We start from the raw sequence: 23,215 nt of genomic DNA, 5'->3' as shown, positions 1-23,215 counted from the left end.
GTTCCGCCAGCGCATGGCGTTTGTCAACCGGAGTTACCCTTGCAAATGCCTTGTTTTTCAGCCATAAGCCGCCTCGTCTTACGGCATCTGGCCGGGGGCTGAACGGAAGGGCCGCGTGCTTTCAAGCACATGGCCAGGGGGAAACCCCGTCTTCCCGTGTCTCCGCTCTTTCGTTTGACCGGTCTTTCGAGCCTTTCCTACGGGTTCGCAAGAGGCTCTGCGCCAGGTGCTGCAAGTTGATGCAATGGAATGAAAGGCAAATCCAATGGCTCTTTACGAGCATGTGTTCCTGACCCGTCAGGACGCTGCCCCGGCACAGGTTGAAGCCCTGACCGAGCAGTACAAGGCCCTGATCGCCGGCGGTGGCGGCAAGGTGACCAAGACCGAATACTGGGGACTGAAGTCCCTGACCTTCCGGATCCGGAAGAACCGCAAGGCGCATTACACGCTGTTCAACATCGACGCCCCCTCGGCTGCCGTCCAGGAGATGGAACGCCAGATGTCGATTTCGGAAGACGTGATCCGCTTCATGACCGTGAAGGTCGAAGCCCATGAGGACGGCCCGTCCGCCCAGATGCGCCGCCGCGAAGACCGTGAACGCCGCGACGACCGCGTTGAAGTGACCGAGGAGGCCAACTGATGTCCGCTCCGCAAGCCAGAAGGCCTTTCTTCCGCCGCAAGAAGAGCTGCCCCTTCACCGGCGATAACGCGCCGAAGATCGACTACAAGGACGTGCGCCTTCTGCAGCGCTACGTGTCCGAGCGCGGCAAGATCGTGCCGAGCCGCATCACCGCGGTGTGCGCCAAGAAGCAGCGCGAACTGGCCCAGGCCATCAAGCGCTCCCGCTTCCTGGGCCTGCTGCCCTACGTGTTGAAGTAAGGAGAACGCGACGATGGATATCATTCTTCTCGAGCGCGTTTCCAAGCTTGGCCACATGGGCGAAGTGGTGAAGGTAAAGGACGGCTATGCCCGTAACTTCCTGCTCCGCCAGGGCAAGGCCCTGCGCGCCACCGAAGCCAACAAGGCGAAGTTCGAGCGCGACCGCGCGGCCCTCGAGGCCCGCAATGCCGAACGCCGCGCCGCAGCCGGTGAAGAGGCAAAGTCGCTTGATGGCAAGAGCTTCACGCTCATCCGCCAGGCAGGTGAATCGGGCCAGCTCTACGGCTCCGTCTCCCCGCGTGACATTGCCGATGCTGCCGCCACCGTTGGCGTCAAGCTCGACCGTGGCCACATCCTGCTGAGCCTGCCGATCAAAACGATCGGCCTGCACGAAGTGATCGTCTCTCCGCATCCGGAAGTCGAAGTCAAGGTGACGGTCAACGTCGCCCGCTCGCCCGAGGAAGCGGCCGCCCAGGCCCGCGGCGAAGACCTCACCGGACCCACCTCAGACCGCGCCGAGATCCGTGCGGCTGCCGAGGCCCTCTTCGAGGAAGCCCAGGCCGAGGACGAGCAGGACAGCGCATAAGCCTCCCGCAACGACTGACATCAGGCCGCCCCGCAAGGGCGGCCTTTTTCATGGGCGGCATACCTCCGGAAGGTGAAGGCCGATCCGGAATTCTCTTACTGGTTGCATAGTTGAACGAAAACGACGTTAAATTGCATTCAGTCACTACCCTAAGTTATTGAGGCCCATGCATAAATGCCCATTAACCCTTGCACATTCAGCCCCTTGCGCAGCTCCACGTCATCACATTAAACTTTCGTTAATGTTTGATGACACCGGGAGAGTGTCGGCCGCCTTTCTGCGGGGCGGGGTGTGGGAGCACATGACATGTACGGACTTCTCGATCGCGCATTGAAAATGGTGATGGTGAAGGGAACCCTCCGGGTGACAGGCCCGGACGGCGTGGTGCGTGACTATGGCGATGGCACCGGAACGCCCGTGAACCTCCTGATCAACACCCCGCTGGCCGCCGCCAAGATCGCCGCGGACGCGGACCTCTGGCTGGGCGAATGCTACATGGATGGTTCGGTCGATGTGGGCGGCGGCACAACGCTTTATGATGCGCTGGCCCTCCTCACCGAAAACGGCCAGGCCCACCGCCTGCCGAAAGTGGCGAAGGCCGCCTATGCCGTGCGGAAGGCCCTGAAGCGGGTGGACCAGTATAATCCGGTGGGCAAGGCCAAGAACAATGTGGCCCACCACTATGATCTCTCGGGCGCCCTCTATGACCTGTTCCTCGACCGGGACCGGCAATATTCCTGCGCCTATTTCGATACCGAGGACGGCTCGCTCGAGGATGCGCAGCTTGCCAAGAAGCGCCACCTGGCGGCGAAGCTGGACATCAAGCCCGGCATGAAGGTGCTGGACATCGGCTCCGGCTGGGGCGGACTTGGCCTCTATATCGCGGAAATCTGCGGGGCGGAGGTGACGGGGGTCACCCTCTCCGAGGAGCAGCACAAGCTCTCCAACGAGCGCGCCCGCCAGCGCGGCATCTCCGACCATGTGGAGTTCCTTCTGAAGGACTACCGCCACCTCGACCAGAAATATGACCGCATCGTCTCCGTCGGCATGTTCGAGCATGTGGGCGTTGGCCACTTCAAGGAGTTCTTCACCAAGGTGAACGGCCTCCTCAAGGATGACGGCATTGCGGTTCTGCACTCCATCAACCGCTCCGACGGGCCGGGCGCCACTTCGGCCTGGATCAAGAAATACATCTTCCCCGGCGGCTATATCCCTGCCCTGTCCGAAGTGCTGCCGCACATCGAGAAGTCCGGTCTCTATGTAACCGATATCGAAATCCTGAGGCTGCATTACGCCAAGACGCTGCATGAATGGTACCTGCGCTTTGCCGACCACCGCGCGCGCGCGAAGGAACTCTATGACGAGCGCTTCTGCCGCATGTGGGAGTTCTACCTGGCAGGCTCCGAATGCGCCTTCCGCTATGGCGGCATGAATAATTTCCAGATCCAGTTCGTGAAGAACCAGCACGTGCTGCCGCTGACCCGGAACTACATGATCGAGGCCGAGGAACGCCTCCGCGAGATCGATTCGAAACTACCGCGCTTCAAGACGGTGTCGGCCGAGTGAGCTGACATCGAAGCCAGTGCGCTTCCCCACAGGACGAACCGTCACGCCAGCGAAGGCTGGCATCCCGCTTTGTTTGCAGTGTACGCCGCAACGAAGCTGGACCCCAGCCTTCGCTGGGGTGACGGTGCGGATGGAGCATAGATTTGCCAGTGATCTTACATGTCAGCGCGATGCGTGAACCCGGCGAAGAGGGACAGGATGCGCATCCCCGTTGTGGATAGCGGGCATAAGGGACATAAAAGTGCCTTGCAGTTCCCTATTTGTTTACAACAGTCCCATGGCACCGATTCCCAACCTTCGCCCCGTTGAAACCCAAGACGGGGATGACAGCTATCGCTCCCCGCCCCACAATCTGGAGGCGGAGCAGGCGCTGCTGGGCGCGATTCTCGTCAACAACGAGGCGTGCGACAAGGTGTCGGGCTTCCTGCTGGCCGAACACTTCTTCGAGCCGCTGCATTCGCGCATTTTCGAGGCGGCCTCGACGCTCATCAAGATCGGCAAGCTCGCAAGCCCCGTCACGCTGAAGAGCCATTTCGAGAATGACCAGACGCTGAAGGAAATCGGCGGCACGGCCTATCTCGCGAGGCTGGCGGCCAATGCGACGACCATCATCAATGCCGAGGAATATGGCCGCACGATCTATGAGCTGGCCCAGCGGCGGAAGCTCATCTCGGTGGGCACCGACCTCGTCAACGAGGCTTTCGAACCCGACATCGAGGACAGCGCCAAGGACCTGATCGAGCGCGCCGAGCAGACGCTCTATTCCATGGCGGAGACCGGAAAATATGGACAGGGCTTCCAGCCCTTTGCCCGCGCGCTGACCGATGCGGTGGACATGGCCGCCGGCGCCTATCAGCGCGACGGCGGGCTTTCGGGCATCTCGACCGGCCTCAAGGATCTGGACGAGAAGATGGGCGGGCTGCAATCATCCGATCTCATCATCCTGGCCGGAAGGCCTGCCATGGGCAAGACCTCGCTTGCCACCAACATCGCCTACAACATCGCGCGCGCCTATAAGGCGGAGCACCTGGCCGATGGCTCGGTGAAGGTGGCGGACGGCGGCGTCGTTGCCTTCTTCTCGCTCGAAATGTCCGCCGAGCAGCTGGCAACACGCATCATCTCCGAGCAGGCGATGATCCCTTCAGAGCGCATCCGCCGCGGCAAGATCACGGAAGATGAATTCGCCAAGATCGTCGAGGTCACGCGCGAGCTACAGTCCCTGCCCCTCTATATCGATGCCACGGGCGGCATCACCATCGCGCAGCTGGCGGCCCGTGCAAGGCGCCTGAAGCGGCAGCGCGGTCTTGGCCTGCTTGTGGTCGACTACCTGCAGCTCCTGACCGGCTCATCGCGCCGCGCGGCCGAAGGCCGTGTGCAGGAAGTCTCCGAAATCACCGTGGGACTCAAGGCGCTGGCCAAGGAACTGGCGGTGCCCGTCGTGGCCCTTTCACAGCTCTCGCGCCAGGTGGAGAACCGGGACGACAAGCGCCCTCAGCTGGCGGACCTGCGCGAGTCGGGTTCAATCGAACAGGACGCCGACGTGGTGCTGTTCGTCTACCGCGAGGAATATTATCTTGCCCGCAAGGAGCCGCGCCCCAACACCCAGGATCACTTCGACTGGCAGGAGCAGATGAACCGGGTGAACGGGGTTGCGGAAGTGATTATCGGCAAGCAACGCCATGGCCCCACCGGAATTGTCGAACTGCAGTTCGAGGCGAGTCTCACCAAGTTCCAGAACCTCGTGCGCGCCGACTACCTGCCAGAACGCTTTGAGTAACAACTAAGTTCAATTTTAAGTTGCTTTGTTCGCCCGTTTTTAATCATTTTGATGTCTCATTTCACGCAGAATACGATTACTATTTTCGCGTAGCTGGTGCATTATGCACCCGAACTGAGTAGGTCACGGCGACGGTGAACCCCGCAATGAGCATCGAAGACAATTCACGGATGCATGCAATCCATTGCATAGGCACTGGAGCGTACTGCTCGTGAACGAGACTGCTCCATTTTCACCACATCAGAATTTTGCAGATAATTTACGAGCCCTTTGTACAAGGCACGGCTCGATTGCCGCCGTGTGCCGTGCCCTGGGCATGAACCGGCAGCAGTTCAACAAATATCTGTCCGGCTCGACACTTCCCAATCCGGTGACGCTGGAACGGCTCTGCGCGTTCTTCAACATCGAAACCGAAGCGCTTTTTCATGATCCGCGGGGTTTCCGCGGTCCGCCGCCCCGGCATGAGTTCATGGCCGATGGTGGGCTTCCCTTCGAAGGCTTAGGGTTTCCGGCCGCGGCGCTGTCCAAGATGCAGCATTCGACGATGCGCACGGGCTGCTACAATTACTATTGCCCCTGGCCGCGGGATTTTTCGAAATGCCTGCGCGCCGCGCTTTTCGTCTATCGCAGGGGCGGCTCAACCATGTTCAGCCGCTTTACCAAGTTCAGGCCGGTGGGCCAGCGCCAGCGCTATTATCTGGGCGGCCGTCATGACGGCATCATCCTCGAATCGGACAAAGCAAAATACCTGCTCTCGCTGAACCGCAAGGGCTTCGGCGAGATGAGCCTCGTGTCTCTCGGTGTTGAGAATTCCGCCAGCCAGGATTTCTTCAGCGGCCTGGCATTGGTGATGGGAACATCGGGCACGCCCATGGCCCTGAGGGCCACCCTCGAATACCGCGGCTCCGCAAACGCCCTGCGCCGGACGATTGCAGACGCAGGAATCTTGCCGCTGTCAGACCCCTCCATTCCGGAGGAGGTGCGGCAGTCGGTGCATTCAACACCGCCTGCCCCGTCATACCTCAGACCCTTCAGCTTGCTGGACAGCCTGCCGGCCGCCCTGCGCCCTTAGGCAGCAGGCACGTCCGGGCTGAACCGGTTCAGCGTCAGCATTGCCGCCACGACCTTGCGGGTTTTGACTGCAATCGGTTTCGATGCTTTTAAACGGCGAATCGATCCGGGCAGCTGGTCACGGAAGGCATTGAGCAGAACTTCCTGATACTGATCATAGCGGCTGGGGCCGCCCGGCGAGACGGGCTGCCACAGCACGCTGCCATCGCTCCGCGCGATCTTCTTGACCGAGCGAAGGACGCGGCGAAGCTCCTTCGTATCGGTCTTCGCCACTGTGCGTGCTGCTGTGGCGGGTCGCTTCTCATCCCTCGGCGTGACCGGCGAATGGTCCTGCGAAGCGGTCGTTGTTCCTTCCATTTAGTCATCTCCCCGGAAACGGAATGGCGGAATGAAACACATGCGCGTTCATCTGGTTGCAAAATATGCAATCGCTTGCAGAAGAGCAATTTCGCTCTGCTTTCGCTTGTGGAGCGAAGGGTGCACCGAAATCACCACCCTTGAAGGTGGATGCGAGCGCACTTGATCCTGGAAGCTCCCCCCCTTAATGGCAGCGCTAGCGGAAGGACTGCGGATGACGCCGACCCCACAAGACCTCGCAGGAGCGGTGCTGACCATTGATCTGGTCGCCCTCAAACAGAACTGGCAGACGCTGAAAGCGCGGGCCGGCACGGCGGAGTGCGGGGCGGCGGTCAAAGGCAATGCCTATGGGCTGGGGATTGCCCCCGTGGCGCAGGCGCTGTGGGAGGCAGGCTGCCGCAGCTTCTTCGTGGCCAGGCCCAAGGAAGGCGAGGAGCTGCGGGCGATCCTTCCAGAAGCGACAATCTATGTGCTGGACGGGCTTTTTGCGGGCCAAGCGGAGTTCTACGCCAAGCTCGATCTATGCCCCGCCCTGATCTCCAGTGCCGAGGCGCGGGAATGGGCGGCCTTCGGGCGCGCCTATGGCCGGAAGCTGCCCTGCGCCATCCACGTCGACACCGGCATCAACCGGCTGGGTTTCTCAGCCCCCGAATTCGAGGCCCTGCTGGAGGACCGCTTCACCATGGAGGGGCTCAACATCAGCCTGCTGATGAGCCACCTGGCCTGCGCGGACGATGCCCCCCACCCGATGAACCAACGCCAGGGTGAGGCCTTCGCTGCCATTCGCTCCCGCCTGCCCGGAATCGCCGCCAGCCTGGCAAATTCCAGCGGAATATTTCTGGGGAAAGGCTTCACCCATGATCTGGTGAGGCCGGGAATCGCGCTTTACGGCGGAAATCCCACGCCGGGGGAGCCGAATCCCATGCAGGCCGTCGCGCTACTGGAGGGCACGGTACTGCAGCTCCGGGACGTTGCTGCGGGAGAAAGCGTGGGCTATGGCGCCACCTGGACGGCCGCGCGGCCGAGCCGCATCGCCATTCTGGGTGCGGGCTACAAGGATGGTGTTCCACGGGCCCTGTCTTCCCGCGCCGCCGATGGCCCGGCACAGGTTTTCATTGCCGGCCGGCGCTGCCCGGTGATCGGGCGGATTTCCATGGACATGATGGGGGTTGACGTGACGGACCTGGCCGCCGGCACCGTCACGAGGGGTACGCGCGGCGAAATCCTCGGACGGCACATCATGATCGACGAGGCTGCCGCATGGGCAGGCACGATTTCCTATGAATTGCTCACAAGACTCGGCAGCCGCTCCGCAAGGCTCTATACGGGACTCGAATCGGACATGACGCGTTGAACATTCTCGCCCATATCGGCCGCGCGACGCTCACCCTCTTCGAAGAGGTGGGCCGGGTCGTGCTGTTCCTCAAGGATGCGCTGCTGCAGGGGCTGACGCCCAAGATCTTCCTGCGCCAGATCCTCGAGCAGATGATGCGCATCGGCTATTTTTCGCTTCCCGTGGTGGGCTTGACCGCCTTCTTCACCGGCGGCGCCCTGGCACTGCAGATCTATCTGGGTTCGTCACGCTTCAACGCGGAAAGCCTGGTGGCCTCGATCGTGGCCTTGGGCATCACGCGCGAACTGGGCCCGGTGCTTGCGGGCCTCATGGTGGCGGGCCGGGTGGGTGCGTCCATTGCCGCAGAGCTCGGCACCATGCGCGTGACCGAGCAGATCGACGCGCTCGTCACCCTTGCCACCAACCCGTTCAAGTATCTCGTGGGCCCGCGCATCATCGCGGCCGTGGTGACGCTTCCCATTCTCGTCGGCATTGCCGATGTGATCGGCATAATGGGCGGCTACATTGTGGGAACCCGCACGCTCAGCCTCAATGGCTATGCCTATATCCGCAACACCGCGGATTTCCTGGAGCTGAACGACGTGACCTCAGGGCTGATCAAGGCCGCCGTCTTCGGCTTCATCATCGCGCTGATGGGCTGCTACCACGGCTTCAATTCGAAGGGCGGCGCGCAGGGCGTTGGGCGGGCCACCACCAATGCCGTCGTCTCCTCGGCGATCCTGATCCTCGCCGCGAATTTCGCCCTCACCTCCTTGCTGTTTGCGGATTGAGGGCGATGGCGGAAGGTCACATCGTTCTCGAAAACGTCCGCAAGAGCTTCGGGCCCAAGCATGTGCTGAACGGCGTGAATGTGGCCGTGCAGAAGGGCCATTCCCTCGTGGTGATTGGCGGCTCGGGCACCGGCAAATCGGTGATGCTCAAATGCATCCTCGGCATTCTCCAGCCGGATGCAGGCTCGATCCGCATTGCCGGGGAAGAGGTCGTGGGCCTCCGCGGCACGGCGCGCGACGCCTATCTGGCGCGCTTCGGCATGCTGTTCCAGGGTGCGGCCCTCTTCGATTCGCTCTCAGTGTGGGAGAATGTCGCCTTCGGGCTGATCCAGGGCCGCCACATGGCCCGCGCCAAGGCGCGCGATGTGGCCATCGACAAGCTGGGCCAGGTGGGACTGGGGCCGGAGGTTGCCAAGCTCTACCCCGCCGAACTCTCGGGCGGCATGCAGAAGCGCGTGGGCCTCGCCCGCGCCATTGCGGCCGACCCCGAAATCATCTTCTTCGACGAGCCGACCACGGGGCTTGACCCCATCATGGCGGATGTCATCAACAACCTGATCGTCGATTGCGTTAAGCGCCTGGGCGCCACGACAATCTCCATAACCCATGACATGGCGTCTGCCCGCAAGATCGCTGACGACATCGCGATGATCTACAAGGGCGAGATCGTCTGGCAGGGACCGGCGAAGACGATCGACACGAGCGGCAATCCCTTCGTCGAACAATTCATCCACGGCCGCGCCGAGGGGCCCATTCAGATGGATGTGCTGAAGCCTTAGGCGGCTTGACTCGTGGTGAGGCCCCCTCACCCTGCCCTCTCCCCCGCTGGGGGAGAGGAAAATGCAATGTTGATGGATGCAAAAAAATTTCCTTACTTTTCCTCTCCCCACTTGGGGGAGAGGGCAGGGTGAGGGGGGTGCGTCCATGGTCTCCAATGCCAATGACAAGAAGCGGCTTCTCGCCATGGCCAAGCGCATGCGGCGGGAACCAACGATGGCGGAGGCTCGCTTCTGGCACCATGTAAAAAACCGCGGGCTTGGCGGACTGAAATTCCGTCGTCAGGTGGCGGTCGGGCCATATATCGTGGATTTTCTCTGTTCCGAAGAAAGGTTGATTGTCGAGATCGACGGCGGACATCATGGCGAAGAGCGGGACGCGAAGCGCGATAACGATTTGCGAGATTTCGGATATCGCGTGCTGCGGTTCTGGAACAATGATGTGCTGAGAGATATTGGCGCAGTCCTCGAAACCACGCTCGCTGCGAGACCCCCTCACCCTGCCCTCTCCCCCGCTGGGGGAGAGGAAAAGAAAAACAACGCGTGAGAACAAAAAAGGCCGCTCTCGCGAGCGGCCTTTCCGTGAGATGCGCCGGGAGGCGGTCTCGAGTGGCGTTAGCTCCGCGTTCCCGCGGAGGCTACGATCCGGCTGCCCGGCACTGTGAACTCACTCGACATCGGATCACCTCCTTTCGCTGTTGACACTGGCATGCAAGGTGGGGGCTTGCCGGGATTTCGTCAAGCGGGCATTTTCCGCCTAAACCCAAAAGGAAATAACCCAATATGACTGCCGCCGACCTTCTGATCACCAATGCACGTGTGCTGACGATGGACCCTGCCCGCCCCCGCGCCGGCGCTTTGGCCATTGCGGGAAACCGCATCATCCGGATCGGGACGGACGCGGACATGGGAGGCCTCAAGGCCAAGCACACGCGGGTGATCGATGCCGGGGGCAAGACGGTGATGCCGGGCATCATCGAAGGCCATGTGCATCTCTTCGGCGGCGCAGTTGAGCTGGAGACGCTGATGCTCAACGGCATGAGCGGCATCGATCAGGTGGCCGAGGCCGTGGCGGCCTACCGCAAGGCGCACCCTCATGATGGCGTGCTGCTCGCAACCGGCATTGCGCATGAGGCTTTCGGCCAGCCCATCACGCGGCAGATTCTCGACCGCATGGTCTCCGACATTCCCTTCATCATGGGCTGCTTCGACCACCACACCATGTGGGCCAACACCAAAGCACTCGAAGCCGCAGGGATCATGCAGGGCCGCGTGCTTCCCGTGGGAAACGAGATCGTGCTGGACCACAACGGCATCGCGACGGGTGAGTTGCGCGAGCCCGCGGCCTATATGCTGGTGCAGGCGCTGACCCCCACCGGCGGGCGCGAGTGGCTGGGGATGACCACGGGCGAGAACCCCACTCCTCCGGCGACCGCGGCCCAGCGCGAACTCGACATGAGCTTTTTCCGGAAAGGCATCGACCACGCGGCCTCTCTCGGCATTACCTCCATGCACAATATGGACGGCAACTGGTATCAGCTCGAACTTCTCAACACGTTGCTGGAGCGAGGCGAGCTCAATGCGCGGGTTGAGATTCCCTTCCACCAGAAGAACACCTTCGAGATCGCGCGCGTCGAAGAAGCAGCGGAGATGCGCGCCAGGTATCAGGGCGACATGCTCCACTGCGACCGGGTGAAGGTGTTCATCGACGGCGTGCTCGAAACCTATACGGCGCTGATGCTGGAAGGCTACCCCGACCAGCCGGAGAACATGGGTGCGCCACTCTTCACGGCAGAGGAGCTGAACGAGATCGTGCGCCGGGCGGACAGGCACGGGCTTCAGGTTTCGACCCACGCCATCGGCGATGGCGGCGTGCGCCGGACTCTCGATGCCTATGAGGCCGCGCAGCAAGCCAACGGCAAGCGCGATTCGCGCCACCGCATCGAACACATCGAGATGATCGACCCTGCGGATATTCCGCGGCTGAAGCAGCTGGGCGTCATCGCCTCGCTCCAGCCCATCGCAGGCGTCGGCGTTCCGGGGAGCCCGCATGAGCCGATCCTGTCCCGCGTGGGGGACAAGCTGCCCTGGTCCTATGCCTGGCAGACGCTGCGCGAGGCCGGTGCCACCATCGCCTTCTCCTCCGACTGGCCTGTCGCTCCCTTAAGCCCCTTCCTGGGCATGCAGGCAGCCTTGACGGTGGTGCCCATCCGGCCGGACTGCCCGCCCCAGGCCCAGAGCCTGATGGACACGCTCCACAGCTTCACCGCTGCCGGGGCCTATATGGAATTCCGCGAAGACCGGAAGGGCACGCTGAAGGAAGGCTATCTGGCGGACGTCGTGGTGCTCGATGCCGACATGGAGGCGGTGCCCAAAACCGAGGTTGTGAATGTAAGGCCCCAGGTGACGATCTGCGATGGGCGGATCAGTTTCGAAGCCTGAGGCCGGACGTGATTCCACGGCAGCCATGCTGACATAAAAAGTGATTTCACAACCAGAGAGGGTGAACTAACCTAGGGTCATCGTCGTCTCTCAGCCTTCATGATCGGGCAGAGATGATGCGCAAGGTCTGCCTGCCCCGGCCACCTTGCATCGTGCCTGATGAGGGATGCTCTGCGGCAGCGCCACGCTGCCATTCCCCCGAGAGCGCGTTCCCATCGGTCCCGGAGGCGCCCCACCCCTCCGGGACCGAAAAGGCCATCGCTTCAACTTGCCCCTTTGCGTTCCTTGAATGTTCCGGTACAGAAGGGCATGGCAAAATCCAGTGTCTTCGTCTGCCAGAACTGCGGCGCGACCTCCTCCAAATGGTCAGGCCGCTGCGACAGTTGTGGGGAATGGAATTCAATCGTCGAGGAGCAGGCGGCGGCCCCCCTGTCCGGCGCCAAGGGTGCGAGCCTGCCCAAGGGCCGGGCCACCCGGCTTGTGGGCTTGAGGGGTGAGAGCCCTGCCCCGCCCCGCATCGTGACCGGCATTGGCGAGTTGGACCGCGTGGCGGGCGGCGGCTTCGTGCCGGGCTCTGGCGTGCTGATCGGCGGCGATCCGGGCATCGGCAAATCCACGCTTCTGCTGCAAGCCCTGGCGGCGCTGGCCCGCAAGGGAGAGCGCGTGGTTTATATTTCGGGCGAAGAGGCGATTGCCCAGGTCAGGCTCCGGGCCCAGCGGCTGGGCCTGGATGATGCGCCGGTGCTGCTGGCAACCGAAACCAATGTCTCGGACATCATCGCCACCCTGTCCGAAGAAAAGCCGCCGTCGATTGCGGTGATCGATTCGATCCAGACACTCTGGGCGCCTTCGATTGAGGCGGCGCCTGGAACCGTCTCGCAGCTCAAGGCTGGCTCCGAAGCGCTGATCCGCTTTGCCAAGCAGCGCGGCACCGCCGTGCTGCTGGTGGGCCACGTCACCAAGGATGGGCAGATTGCGGGCCCCAAGGTCGTCGAGCACATGGTGGATGCCGTTCTCTATTTCGAGGGGGACCGTGGCCACCAGTTCCGCATTCTCCGCGCCGTCAAAAACCGCTTCGGGCCCACGGACGAGATCGGCGTGTTCGAAATGTCGGATGGGGGGCTGGCGGAGGTGACGAACCCGTCCCGCCTGTTCATGGGCTCAACCGAGCACCCGACCCCGGGCACCGCCGTCTTCGCTGGAATGGAGGGCACGAGGCCGCTGCTGATCGAGGTGCAGGCACTCGTTTCCCCCTCGCCCCTGGGAACGCCCCGGCGGACGACGGTGGGATGGGATTCGAACCGGCTGGCCATGATCCTGGCGGTGCTGGAAGCCCGTGCAGGGGTGCAGATCGGGCAGAATGACGTCTACCTCAACGTGGCGGGGGGCCTGAAGGTGCGCGAACCCGCGGCGGACCTGGCGGTGGCGGCGGCGCTCCTCTCCTCCCTTACCGGCACGGTGATCCCGCCGGGAACGGCCGTCTTCGGCGAAATTGCCCTCTCAGGCGCAATCAGGCCGGTAGGCCAGACGGAATCCCGCCTCAAGGAAGCCCAGAAGCTGGGGTTGAAGGAGGCGGTGATTGCGGCGGCGGCCGAGCAGCCCGGGGTCAAGGGCATCAAGGTGAGGTCTATGGACACCATCATGGACCTGGTCGCCTGGTCTGCCGCGCAGGACCGTGGACAACGGAGAATTGCCTGAAACCGCACCGGCGCGGCCTGACAAAAGTTTGAGACTGTTTCCAGCGCAAAAGTGCTATCGAAACGGCAGATCATGCTCTAGTCGGCCCGGGAAAACTTTTCTATAAGGTGCCTTCAACCGGGTGGCGCACCCCTTAGGACTGATGATGCCTCTGACGCTCCTCGATTTCATTCTTCTCGGAATCATGCTGGTTTCGGGCCTTCTGGCCCTGATGCGCGGCTTCACACGCGAGGTGCTCTCGCTCATTGCATGGGGTGCCGCAGCCGTGGCGGCCTATGTGGCCATCAAGCAACCGGGCCTCGTCGAATGGGCCAAGACGACCATTCCCTATCTGGAAAAGGAAATTCTGGCGCAGATCGCAGTGGGGGCGGCGGCCTTCCTGGTGGTGCTGATCATCGTATCCGTCATCAGCGTCAAGATCTCGGATTACGTGGTCGATTCGGCTGCAGGCTCCTTCGACCGCACGCTGGGCTTCATTTTCGGCGTGCTCAGGGGTTTTGTTTTCGTGGCGATTGCCTATCTGTTCTACGGCTGGCTTCTGCCCTACGACAAGCAGGAGCCATGGGTGCGGAATGCCTACAGCCTGCCGATGATCAAATCGGCGGGTGAGGGCCTCCTCTCCTTCATGCCGCCGGATATTGCGGACACGCTGAACAACACGGCCCTGCTCAAGAATCAGGGGCAGGCACCGGACGCTCAGACCACGCCGCAGCCGGAGAGCGGCTACAAGAACAATGAGAACCAGGGGCTGGAAAACTTGATCCAGGGCACGGGCGGCAACGACCAGCAACCGGCGGCAAGCGGACAGGGTGACGGCCAATGAGCATGGACCTCGATTTCGAACTGAACGCCGACCGGCTGCGCGAAGAGTGCGGCGTGTTCGGCATCTACGGCCACCCGGATGCCGCAGCGCTCACGGCGCTGGGCCTGCACGCGCTGCAGCACCGCGGCCAGGAGGCAGCGGGCATCGTCTCGTTTGATGGTGAACGCTTCCAGACGGAGCGGCGCCTTGGCCTCGTGGGCGATCACTTCTCCTCCGAGAAGGTGATCAACCGGCTGCAGGGCTCGTCCGCCCTGGGCCATGTGCGCTATTCAACCACGGGCGAAACCATCCTCCGCAACGTGCAACCGCTTTTCGCGGAACTCGCCGCCGGCGGCCTTGCGGTGGCGCATAACGGCAACCTCACCAATGGCCTGACGCTCCGCCGCGAACTGATCGCCCAGGGCTGCATCTGCCAGTCGACCTCCGACACCGAGGTGATCCTCCATCTCGTGGCACGCTCGCAGAAGGGCCGCATCGTGGAGCGCTACATCGATGCGCTCCGCGCCCTTGAAGGCGCCTATGCGCTGGTGGCCCTCACCAACAAGAAGCTGATCGGCGCAAGAGACCCGTTAGGCATTCGTCCGCTGATCCTGGGCGAGTTGAACGGCGCCTATATTCTCTGCTCCGAAACCTGCGCGCTGGACATCATCGGCGCGAAATTCATCCGCGAGATCGAGAACGGCGAAGTCGTCGTGATCTCGGATGAAGGTGTCGAAAGCCTCAGGCCCTTCCCCAAGCAGATGGCGAGGCCATGCATATTCGAATACATCTATTTCTCACGGCCTGACTCCATTCTCGGCGGCCGCTCGATCTATGAAGTGCGCAAGGCCATGGGGCGCGAGCTGGCGCGCGAATCCGAGCTTGAAGCGGATGTCGTGGTGCCCATTCCCGATTCCGGCGTTCCCGCAGCACTTGGTTTCGCGGAGGAGACCGGCATTCCCTTCGAGCTCGGCATCATCCGCAACCATTATGTGGGCCGCACCTTCATCGAGCCCACGCAAACCATCCGCTCGCTCGGCGTCAAGCTGAAGCACAATGCCAACCGCGCCGTCGTCAAGGACAAGCGCGTGGTGCTGATCGACGATTCGATCGTGCGCGGCACGACCTCCGTCAAGATCGTTCGCATGATGTATGAGGCTGGTGCACGCGAAGTGCACATGCGCATCTCGAGCCCGCCCATCAAGCACCCGGATTTCTATGGGATTGACACGCCGGAGCAGAAATCGCTGCTGGCCGCCACGCACACGCTGGAGGAGATGCGCGAATACATCGGCGTTACCTCGCTTGCCTTCCTTTCGGTTGATGGCATCTACCGCGCCGTGGGGCTTCCCGGCCGTGACAACGCCCGCCCGCAGTTCACCGACCACTGTTTCACCGGCGACTATCCCACCCACCTGACCGATCTCATCGGCGAATCCAAAAAGCAGCAGCTCTCGCTGCTGGCAGAAGCAGGTTAATTTCCATGACAAGACGGCTTGAAGGGCGCGTCGCCCTGGTGACGGGCGCTTCGCGCGGGCTTGGCGCCTCCATGGCCATCGCCCTTGCGAAGGAAGGTGCCCACATCATCGCCACCGCCCGCACCCAAGGGGGCCTGACCGAGCTCGATGACGCGATCAAGGCGGCGGGCAGCTCGGCGACGCTGGTGCCCGTCGACATCAAGGATTTCGACGCCATTGACCGGCTGGGCGCGGCGATTTTCGAGCGCTGGAAGAAGCTCGACATTCTGATCGGCAATGCCGGCGTGCTCGGCAAGCTCACCCCCATGCCGCATGTGGAGCCCAAGATGTGGGACGATGTGATGGCGGTGAATGTGACCGCGAATTATCGCCTGATCCGATCCATGGACCCGCTGCTGCGCCAGTCGGACGCCGGGCGCGCGGTGTTCGTGACCTCAGGGCTTGCGCACAAGTGCTGGGCCTATTGGGGGCCTTACTCAATCTCGAAGGCCGCTCTCGAGGCGATGGTCAACACCTATGCCGCAGAGATCGCCACGACCAGCCTGCGCGCCAATTGCTTCAGCCCTGGTGCCACGCGCACCGGCATGCGCGCCACCGCCATGCCCGGCGAAGACCCGATGAGCCTGCCGCACCCTGATGAGGTTGCCGAACAGCTGGTGCCCATGTGCCTGCCCGATTTTGCGGACAATGGCGGCGTGTGGAAATACGATCCCAAGGGCCTGTTCAAGCAGTATTGAAGACGAGGATCTCACCATGAGCGATGCCACTGTGATCGCGGCCTTTGCCGCTGCCCGCAAATCCCAGTCGCCGCTCAGCCACCTTCCGGAAGACCAGGCCCCGAGCCTCGCCCGCGCCTTTCAACTGCAATGCGCGGTGACGAAAGAACTGGGCTGGGAGCAGGCAGGCTGGAAGATCGGCTGCACTTCCTTGCGCGCCCAGAAGGCGCTGAATGCCGAAGGGCCCTTCCCGGGAACGATGTTTTCAAATCGCATCTACCGGTCGGGCGAGCAGTTCCCCACCATTGCAGAGAACAAGCGCGTGGTGGAGCCCGAAGTCTGCTTCACCATGAACAGCAGCCTGCCGCCGCGTGGAGCACCTTACACGGTGGATGAGGTGATGGCGGCCGTGGCCCATGTGTGCGTGGCCATCGAAGTGGTGAACCCGCGGACGCCAAATGGCTTCGGCGACGCCGTGCCGTGGTTCATCGTCGATGGCGGCCTCAATGAGGGGATTGTTCTGGGTGAAGCAAAGCGGCCGCTGAGCCGCGACGCCTATGCGTCCCTCAAGGGCCAGGTCTGGTGGAATGGCCGCGAAATGCAAGGCGGCGTTGGCGCCAATGCCCTGGGCGGCGGAGACCTGGCACTGACCTGGCTCGCCAATCATCTGAACGGCCACGGGCTGGGGCTGGCGGAAGGGGAGATCATCACCACGGGGGTGATCACCGAGTTCTTTTCGGTTGGCTTGGGCGACGACATCGAAGTGCGCTTCGAGCATCTGGGTATGGTGACGGTGAAGTTCTGAAGGCGATCTTCCCTTCTCCCATCGCGGCGCGACGGGAGAAGGAAAGCTTGAATGGCCTACTTGTCCTTGTCGAACGGGTTCTTGCCGCCGCGCAGGCTGAAGCGGATGGGGACGCCCTTGAGATCGAAACTCTCGCGCAGGCCGTTCATCAGATAGCGGATATAGCTTTCCGGCAGCTTGGACAGCTGATTGCCGAAAATGGCAAAGGTCGGCGGGCGGGCGCTGGCCTGGGTCGCATAGCGGATCTTGATGCGGCGGCCTGAGGGTGCGGGCGGCGGGTTGCGCGCAATCGCGGCTTCGAGCCAGCGATTGACCTGAGAGGTCGAGATGCGGCTGCTCCAGCGCTCCATGGCGACCAGCACCGTCTCCAGCAGCTTGTCGATGCCGCGTTCCTGCTTGGAGGACAATGTCACCACAGGCACGCCGCGAATTTCCGGCAGCACGTCTTCAAGGTCGCTCATCACGTCCTTGAGTTTCTTCTGTTTTTCCTCGACGAGATCCCACTTGGAAAGCGCCAGCACGACAGCCCGGCCTTCACCCGCGACGAGATCGCACAGCGCGAGGTCCTGCCGCTCGATGGGGAGGGAGGCGTCAATCAGCACCACCACACATTCGGCAAAGCGAATGGCACGCAGCGCGTCAGACACGGCAAGCTTCTCGATCTTGCCGACGACGCGCGACTTGCGGCGGATGCCCGCCGTATCCCACAGTTTGATCTTCTGGCCGCGCCACTCGAACTCGGAGGAAATCGCATCGCGCGTGATGCCGGCCTCAGGGCCCGTCAGCATGCGGTCCTCACCGAGGATGGTGTTGACGAGCGTGGACTTGCCTGCATTGGGCTGGCCGATGATGGCAAGCCTGAGCGGCCCGTCACCCCTGTCGTCCCCCTCGCCCTCCCCGGCCTTTTCCTCCGTATACGGAAGAAGCGCATCATAGAGGTGGTCGAGGCCCTCGCCATGTTCGGCGGAAATGGGAAGCGGATCGCCGAAGCCCAGACCGAAGGCATCGAGCAGATTGGACTCATGCCCCCTGCCCTCGGACTTGTTGGCAACGAGGATCACGGGCTTGCCGCGGCGGCGCACGCGCATGGCGAATTCACGGTCGGTCGGGGTGACGCCCGCGCGGGCATCGATCACGAAGAGCACGACGTCGGAATCATCGACGGCCGTTTCGGCCTGCGCACTCATGCGGGCTTCGAGGCTGTCTCCCTTGATGTCATCAAGGCCTGCCGTATCGAACAGGCGGAAGCGCAGGTCGCCCAATCTGGCCTCGCCCTCGCGGCGGTCCCGGGTGACGCCGGGCTGATCATCGACCAGTGCGATCTTGCGGCCAACCAGCCGGTTGAAGAGAGTCGACTTGCCAACATTGGGACGCCCCATGATGGCGACTGTAACTGTCATTGCGGGTCTTTGAATGTATCGCCTGTCGTGGCGGGCGGCTTGCAGCTCTTGTCATCAGGCGCGCAGTAGGGCTCCGCGCCGCTTGCGGCGGAATCCGTGGGTGTGCTGGTTGAACCCACGGTCACGTCCTGCTTGTCCGGGAAGGACGCGCGGCCGGGAATCGCGTCCTCGCGCTGGCCGGGGAGAACGGTGTTGTTCGTCTGCCCCGTCAGGCTGTTCAGATAGGTGCAGCCAGACAGCAGGGTGGCGGCCGTGGCAATCAGCACGAGCCTGGGGATAAGCTTCATTGTGAGGTCACCATGGGCTGCAGCAGCTGCGCCATGGTTTCGGCGCGCTGGCGCTGGCCCGCAGGCGTTGCCGGATCCGCGAGGATGGCCTGAACCTGCTTGTCCGCCCCCTGATAATCCTTGAGGCGGAACTGCACAGACGCCAGAAGCTCTCGCGCCATGTGCCGCCAGGGATTGTCAGCTGCGTCAAAGCCCTTGAGGCGGGTTTCCATATCGGCGAAGGACGCCGTGTTGGCGAGAACAGCTGCCGCACGGATTCGCGCCAGGTCCCTCAGCGAAGAATCAACCTTCGCATCGGCCGCGACGGCGTCATAGATCTTCACCGCTTCGTCAGCCTTGCCCTGGGTTGCGTATTCGGCCGCCATGCGCAGCCGGGCCAGATCGGCAAAGCCCGTCTGGGAGATGGCCTGAAAATCCTTCAGCGCCTCATCCGCCTTGCCGGAAGACGCGAGCTGCGCTGCGGTGAAAAACGATTGCCCCGCCGCTTCGGACTGCTTCAACTGCCAATAATGCCAGCCCTGGAAACCAGCCACACCCAAGATCACGAGCACGCCCAGGCCCACCACGGCATTGCCGTAGCGTGACCACAGTTTCTTGAACTGTTCCTGGCGAACTTCTTCGTCCACCTCGCGAAACAGGGATTCATCGCTCAAAGCTTGAGGCTCCTCATATCAGCCAAGGGGTTGAGAAGCGGCGTAGATCAGGCTTAGGACCAAATCAAGGCAATTCAGGCGCGCTGCCTGCCACCCCGGATGCCATTGATCCCATGGATGCCGCGCATCACCCGCTCGCTGTCACGCCGGTGGAGCAGCCAGAGGGCAGCACCGATCGACGCAACGCCGGAGAGAAAGCCCGCAACCTCAAAGAACATGACACCAACCCCATGAATCTGATGCGGGTTAAATCTTGTCCTCTTGCGGTTAACAAAATCTTAAGTAGCAATCACTCTTCGACGCGGAAGGTACCGATCAGCCCGCCGTCCGCCCGCTCGGCGACCAGGCCGTGCAGGGCCCAGAGGCCGGGATTCTCCGCCGTGAAGGCCAGCGTGACCTGCTCCCCGCTTGGGATCACCACCGTGTCCTGGAAGACGCCCGAGGGCGCTTCCGCGATCACCTGCCAGACATGGCCGTGGATGTGGAGGGGCTGCGGGAAGGCGGTGCGGTTGTCGATCTCGAGCTGCAAGGTCTCGCCGCGCTTTGCGGTAAAGATCGGTTCGGCGGATGGCCCCGCAACCCCGTTGATGGCCCAGCCCTTGCCATTTTCCAGCAGCGTGCGGAGATCCCGTTCCACGCCATTGAGCTTTGCCGCGGTCAGGCCCCCCTTGATGCCGCCCTCGAGCACGAGGTTGATGGTGCGCGCCTCATCAAGAGCCCCGAGCGGGGTCACGGGATTGGCCGGGAGCGCAAAATCATCCGGGATCACGGGAGGTGCCGCACTGCCCTTCGGCGCCACCAGATAGCCGATTTCCGCGGCATCCTCGAACAGGTCGAGCGCGAGGCCGATGTCACCCTCTGCCGAAGCCACCAGAAGGTCGGCACGCTGGCCCGGTGCCAGCACCAGCGCCTTCCGCCCGAGCGGCTCCGGCTTCACCGGCTGGCCGTCGCGCGCGATCACCATGGGATCGGGTCCCTTGAACAGAAGGTTCATGGTGCGGACATTGGCGGCGTTGAGAATGCGGAGCCGGGTGAACCCCTCCTTCGCCAGTGCCAGATGCGGGCGGTATTGATTGTTGATGGTGAACCAGTTGCCCAGCCGCCCCTCGCCCACCATCGTCTCGACATCGCCGAAATTGCCCTCAACCACCCCGGCGTCATCAAGCTTCCAGTCATCGAGCACCAGAACGAGATCGGTGAGGCCGGGAACAGGCTTCGCTTCTTCGACCACGAGCACGGCGGAGAGGCCCATGTCCCGCAGGCGGGACTGGTCCGACATGGGGGCGATCCAGAATGTGCCGGCATCGGGCGGGGTGAACACGCAGTCAACCGCATGATCTGCACCCGGTGGCACGTTGATGGTCATCACATCGGAAGGGCCACGCACACCGAAGAAATGCAGCCAGATCTCGCGGTCGAGATCATTGATGAGGCGAAGCTTCAGTGCCTCTCCCTGGCGCGCGCGGATGATGGCGGGGCCCGGGCCGTTACCCAGAAGCCAGGCCTCGGTCTTGCCCACGCCCCCTTCCAAAAGCCCCAGCTCAACGCGCTGCGCCCGAAGCTCAATGAAACCATCGGCGGTGAGCGCCTGCGCAAAGGCAGGGCTCCGCCAGCCCGCGAAAACCAGCGCACCTCCCAGCATTTGCCGGCGCGAAATCAACACGTCCAAAGCCCCTTCAGTCACGTGGTGAAAGGCTAGGGACAGTCTGTGGCGGCAAGATGTTGGGGAGAGGACCCCGGCTAATCCTTCAGCTCATAGGTATTCTCAGGCGCTGGAAACGCGCGCGAGCGCACGTCTTCGGAATACATGCGGATGGCGTTCTCGATGGCAGCACCCACCTTGCCGAATTCCTTCACGAATTTCGGCACGCGCGGGCTCAGGCCCAGCATGTCTTCCATGACCAGGATCTGGCCGTCGCAGGCGGGCGAGGCGCCGATGCCAATGGTGGGGATCGGAATCTCCGCCGTGATCTTGGCGGCCAGTGGCTCGGCAATGGCCTCCAGCACCACGGCGAAGGCGCCTGCCTCCGTCACCGCATGGGCATCTTCTTCGATGATGCCCCATTGCTCGCGCTTGCGGCCTTGCGTCTTGAAGCCGCCAAGAATGTTGATCGACTGCGGCGTGAGGCCAATATGCGCCATGACCGGAATGCCGCGCTCGGAGAGAAAGCGGATCGTCTCCGCCATGCGCTTGCCGCCTTCCAGCTTAATGGCGCCGCATTGCGTTTCCTTCATCACCAGGGCGGCATTGCGGAAGGCCTGCGCCGGGCTCTCCTCATAGGAGCCGAAGGGCATGTCGACGACGACCAGCGCGCGCTTGGCCCCGCGCATGACGGCGCGGCCATGGAGGATCATCAAATCCAGCGGCACGGGAAGGGTCGACTCGAAGCCGTGCATCACCATGCCGAGCGAATCGCCCACCAGCAGAAAGTCCACGTATTTGTCGGCAATGGCCGCCGTGTGGGCGTGGTAGGAGGTGAGCGACACGATCGGCTCTTGGCCCTTGCGCGCGGTGATCTCGGGCGCAGTCAGGCGGCGGCTGGCAACATGCTGTGACATGGGCGGACCCTAGTCCCGCAGCGGCTGAGCGGCAAGTAGACCTTCCGCCCCGACCTTCAGTTGAGCTGGAACACCGGCACGCCGATCAGCGCGCCATGGAGCTGCGCCATCACCCCATAAAGGGCGATCCCGGCCAGGATCGACAGCAGATCATGCCCGCTCCGCACCTCGGGCGAAGGTCTGACGCCATTGGCCGTGCCGATCAGGATGTGGAGAACGGCATAGATCAGGAAGCCGCCAAAGAGAATGAGGCTGGCAAGATCGCCATTGGCCAGGAGATGCCCGATGGACCAGAAGATCACCGCAAACCCCATGGGAAAGCGAATCCTCTGCCGCAAGCTGCCGCGGAACAGGAAGATGCCGAGAAAGATGAAGGCAATGAGGGTCAGAAGGAAATTCGCGTGCTTGCCCCATGTGGGCGGATCATAGACGGGAACGAAGGCCGCAGAGCGCCAGCCGAGCACGATGATTGCGATGCCGATGAGCGAAGCGATGCCGAAGACCGGGCCATAGGCCCTTTCCCCCACCACCGCCTTGAGGCGCCCCTTGAGCGATGGAACCGCCGCAATCAGATGAAGTGCGGCGGTGAGGATGACGCCAAATGCGAGAAGGATCATCCTGCGACCCGCACATTCAGAACGTAAGGGTGGAAGCCGAAGAGGAACACCGCATAGAGCACCAGCCCTATGACGACGGCGAGAACATCAGACTTCACGCGCGGAATGTAATTGGGGCGCTTGCCGCGGATTTCCGACATGACGATGTCCGCGAGGCCCACGACGAAGAAGGTGCCGAAGAGCCACACGTCGCTGCGCTGGCCATTGACCAGAAGATGCCCGCCGGACCACAGCACGATGCCGAGCGACATGGGGTTGTGCACCCATTTCTTGATGTAGCCCTTGCCATGCGATGCGCCGATGAGGATGAAGGCCAGGAGCACCAGAAGCATGGTGAGATGGCGCATCTCATACCAGCCCGTATAGAGAATATCCGCCGCAGCAGGGCCGGCGCGCGAGCGGCTGTAGCCGATCACCAGCAGCACCAGGCCGATGAGCGAGACGATGGCGTAAAGCGCCTTCCAGGGCTTTGCGCCCAGCTGCGCCCGGAAACTATCCCGCAGGCCCGGAAAAAGGATCGCGAACAGATGGATGCCGCCGAACAGCAGACTGCCGATGTAGAGCAACGTCATGTTGAGATCCTTCTTGCCGCTAGAGCTTGTGCCAGAAAACCCTCTCCGTT

General features: G+C 62.6%; 25 protein-coding genes. 16 read left to right on the top strand and 9 right to left on the bottom strand.

Annotated features, from left to right (window positions below; translation table 11 throughout):
- The first annotated feature begins 265 nt into the window (after positions 1-265).
- The 6 genes from rpsF to ACO06F_RS19945 all read left to right on the top strand — a co-directional run bounded on the left by rpsF (position 266) and on the right by ACO06F_RS19945 (position 5,880).
- Positions 266-640, top strand: a complete 375-nt coding sequence (gene rpsF / locus ACO06F_RS19970; protein ID WP_421694460.1) for a 30S ribosomal protein S6 — start codon at positions 266-268, stop codon at positions 638-640.
- The gene (gene rpsR, locus ACO06F_RS19965; RefSeq protein WP_373503197.1) at positions 640-879 is read left to right on the top strand and encodes a 30S ribosomal protein S18; all 240 of its coding nucleotides are present in this window, start codon (positions 640-642) and stop codon (positions 877-879) included. The genes rpsF and rpsR overlap by 1 nt, the downstream gene beginning before the upstream one ends.
- Before the next feature lie 13 nt (positions 880-892).
- Positions 893-1,465 (top strand): 50S ribosomal protein L9, encoded by a 573-nt coding sequence (gene rplI / locus ACO06F_RS19960; RefSeq protein ID WP_421694459.1) that lies wholly within the window; start codon positions 893-895, stop codon positions 1,463-1,465.
- Between the two features lie 306 nt (positions 1,466-1,771).
- Positions 1,772-3,031 (top strand): class I SAM-dependent methyltransferase, encoded by a 1,260-nt coding sequence (locus ACO06F_RS19955; RefSeq protein ID WP_421694458.1) that lies wholly within the window; start codon positions 1,772-1,774, stop codon positions 3,029-3,031.
- A gap of 277 nt (positions 3,032-3,308) precedes the next feature.
- Positions 3,309-4,808, top strand: a complete 1,500-nt coding sequence (locus tag ACO06F_RS19950) for a replicative DNA helicase (RefSeq protein WP_421694457.1) — start codon at positions 3,309-3,311, stop codon at positions 4,806-4,808.
- Positions 4,809-5,106: 298 nt separating this feature from the next.
- Positions 5,107-5,880 (top strand): hypothetical protein, encoded by a 774-nt coding sequence (locus ACO06F_RS19945; RefSeq protein ID WP_421694456.1) that lies wholly within the window; start codon positions 5,107-5,109, stop codon positions 5,878-5,880.
- On the opposite strand, the gene ACO06F_RS19940 is transcribed toward ACO06F_RS19945, so the two are convergent.
- The gene (locus ACO06F_RS19940) at positions 5,877-6,152 is read right to left on the bottom strand and encodes a hypothetical protein (protein ID WP_421694455.1); all 276 of its coding nucleotides are present in this window, start codon (positions 6,150-6,152) and stop codon (positions 5,877-5,879) included. The genes ACO06F_RS19945 and ACO06F_RS19940 overlap by 4 nt on opposite strands.
- A gap of 298 nt (positions 6,153-6,450) precedes the next feature.
- Between ACO06F_RS19940 and alr the strand changes: the two genes are divergently transcribed.
- The 10 genes from alr (at position 6,451) to ACO06F_RS19890 (ending at position 17,077) form a co-directional block, all read left to right on the top strand.
- On the top strand, positions 6,451-7,590 hold the full coding sequence (alr, locus tag ACO06F_RS19935) for an alanine racemase (protein ID WP_421694454.1): 1,140 nt from the start codon (positions 6,451-6,453) through the stop codon (positions 7,588-7,590).
- Positions 7,587-8,360 (top strand): MlaE family ABC transporter permease, encoded by a 774-nt coding sequence (locus ACO06F_RS19930; protein ID WP_421694453.1) that lies wholly within the window; start codon positions 7,587-7,589, stop codon positions 8,358-8,360. Before alr ends, ACO06F_RS19930 begins: the two co-directional genes overlap by 4 nt.
- 5 nt (positions 8,361-8,365) lie before the next feature.
- Positions 8,366-9,139 (top strand): ABC transporter ATP-binding protein, encoded by a 774-nt coding sequence (locus ACO06F_RS19925; protein ID WP_421694452.1) that lies wholly within the window; start codon positions 8,366-8,368, stop codon positions 9,137-9,139.
- Between the two features lie 145 nt (positions 9,140-9,284).
- Positions 9,285-9,683 carry an endonuclease domain-containing protein gene (locus ACO06F_RS19920; protein ID WP_421694451.1) on the top strand — a complete coding sequence of 133 codons (399 nt, stop codon included), beginning with the start codon at positions 9,285-9,287 and terminating at the stop codon, positions 9,681-9,683.
- 236 nt (positions 9,684-9,919) lie between these two features.
- A complete protein-coding gene (locus ACO06F_RS19915) occupies positions 9,920-11,578 on the top strand; it encodes an amidohydrolase (protein ID WP_421694450.1) in 1,659 nt (552 codons plus the stop codon).
- Between the two features lie 309 nt (positions 11,579-11,887).
- A complete protein-coding gene (gene radA / locus ACO06F_RS19910; RefSeq protein ID WP_421694449.1) occupies positions 11,888-13,276 on the top strand; it encodes a DNA repair protein RadA in 1,389 nt (462 codons plus the stop codon).
- Positions 13,277-13,418: 142 nt separating this feature from the next.
- The gene (locus tag ACO06F_RS19905; RefSeq protein WP_421694448.1) at positions 13,419-14,099 is read left to right on the top strand and encodes a CvpA family protein; all 681 of its coding nucleotides are present in this window, start codon (positions 13,419-13,421) and stop codon (positions 14,097-14,099) included.
- Positions 14,096-15,556, top strand: coding sequence for an amidophosphoribosyltransferase (gene purF / locus ACO06F_RS19900; RefSeq protein ID WP_421694447.1), 1,461 nt, complete (start codon positions 14,096-14,098; stop codon positions 15,554-15,556). Before ACO06F_RS19905 ends, purF begins: the two co-directional genes overlap by 4 nt.
- A 5-nt stretch (positions 15,557-15,561) precedes the next feature.
- Positions 15,562-16,293 carry an SDR family NAD(P)-dependent oxidoreductase gene (locus ACO06F_RS19895; RefSeq protein WP_421694446.1) on the top strand — a complete coding sequence of 244 codons (732 nt, stop codon included), beginning with the start codon at positions 15,562-15,564 and terminating at the stop codon, positions 16,291-16,293.
- Positions 16,294-16,309: 16 nt separating this feature from the next.
- A complete protein-coding gene (locus tag ACO06F_RS19890; protein WP_421694445.1) occupies positions 16,310-17,077 on the top strand; it encodes a 2-keto-4-pentenoate hydratase in 768 nt (255 codons plus the stop codon).
- Positions 17,078-17,133: 56 nt separating this feature from the next.
- Here the strand turns inward: ACO06F_RS19890 and der are convergent, their stop codons facing one another.
- The 8 genes from der to ACO06F_RS19850 form a co-directional block, all read right to left on the bottom strand.
- Entirely contained in the window at positions 17,134-18,477 is a 1,344-nt protein-coding gene (der, locus tag ACO06F_RS19885; RefSeq protein WP_421694444.1) for a ribosome biogenesis GTPase Der, read from the bottom strand.
- Positions 18,474-18,764, bottom strand: coding sequence for a hypothetical protein (locus ACO06F_RS19880; protein WP_421694443.1), 291 nt, complete (start codon positions 18,762-18,764; stop codon positions 18,474-18,476). Before ACO06F_RS19880 ends, der begins: the two co-directional genes overlap by 4 nt.
- The gene (locus ACO06F_RS19875) at positions 18,761-19,417 is read right to left on the bottom strand and encodes a tetratricopeptide repeat protein (protein ID WP_421694442.1); all 657 of its coding nucleotides are present in this window, start codon (positions 19,415-19,417) and stop codon (positions 18,761-18,763) included. Before ACO06F_RS19875 ends, ACO06F_RS19880 begins: the two co-directional genes overlap by 4 nt.
- 74 nt (positions 19,418-19,491) lie before the next feature.
- Positions 19,492-19,635, bottom strand: a complete 144-nt coding sequence (locus ACO06F_RS19870; protein WP_421694441.1) for a hypothetical protein — start codon at positions 19,633-19,635, stop codon at positions 19,492-19,494.
- A gap of 71 nt (positions 19,636-19,706) precedes the next feature.
- Entirely contained in the window at positions 19,707-21,080 is a 1,374-nt protein-coding gene (locus ACO06F_RS19865; RefSeq protein WP_421694440.1) for a multicopper oxidase family protein, read from the bottom strand.
- A 77-nt stretch (positions 21,081-21,157) separates the two neighbouring features.
- Positions 21,158-21,976 (bottom strand): 3-methyl-2-oxobutanoate hydroxymethyltransferase, encoded by an 819-nt coding sequence (panB, locus tag ACO06F_RS19860; RefSeq protein ID WP_421694439.1) that lies wholly within the window; start codon positions 21,974-21,976, stop codon positions 21,158-21,160.
- Between the two features lie 56 nt (positions 21,977-22,032).
- Positions 22,033-22,593, bottom strand: a complete 561-nt coding sequence (locus ACO06F_RS19855) for an NnrU family protein (protein ID WP_421694438.1) — start codon at positions 22,591-22,593, stop codon at positions 22,033-22,035.
- Entirely contained in the window at positions 22,590-23,165 is a 576-nt protein-coding gene (locus ACO06F_RS19850; RefSeq protein WP_421694437.1) for an NnrU family protein, read from the bottom strand. Before ACO06F_RS19850 ends, ACO06F_RS19855 begins: the two co-directional genes overlap by 4 nt.
- Positions 23,166-23,215 lie beyond the last annotated feature (50 nt).

It is taken from the genome of Aestuariivirga sp. (assembly GCF_965227715.1).
GTDB lineage: Bacteria > Pseudomonadota > Alphaproteobacteria > Rhizobiales > Aestuariivirgaceae > Aestuariivirga.
This window is presented reverse-complemented; position numbering and strand designations above follow the sequence as displayed.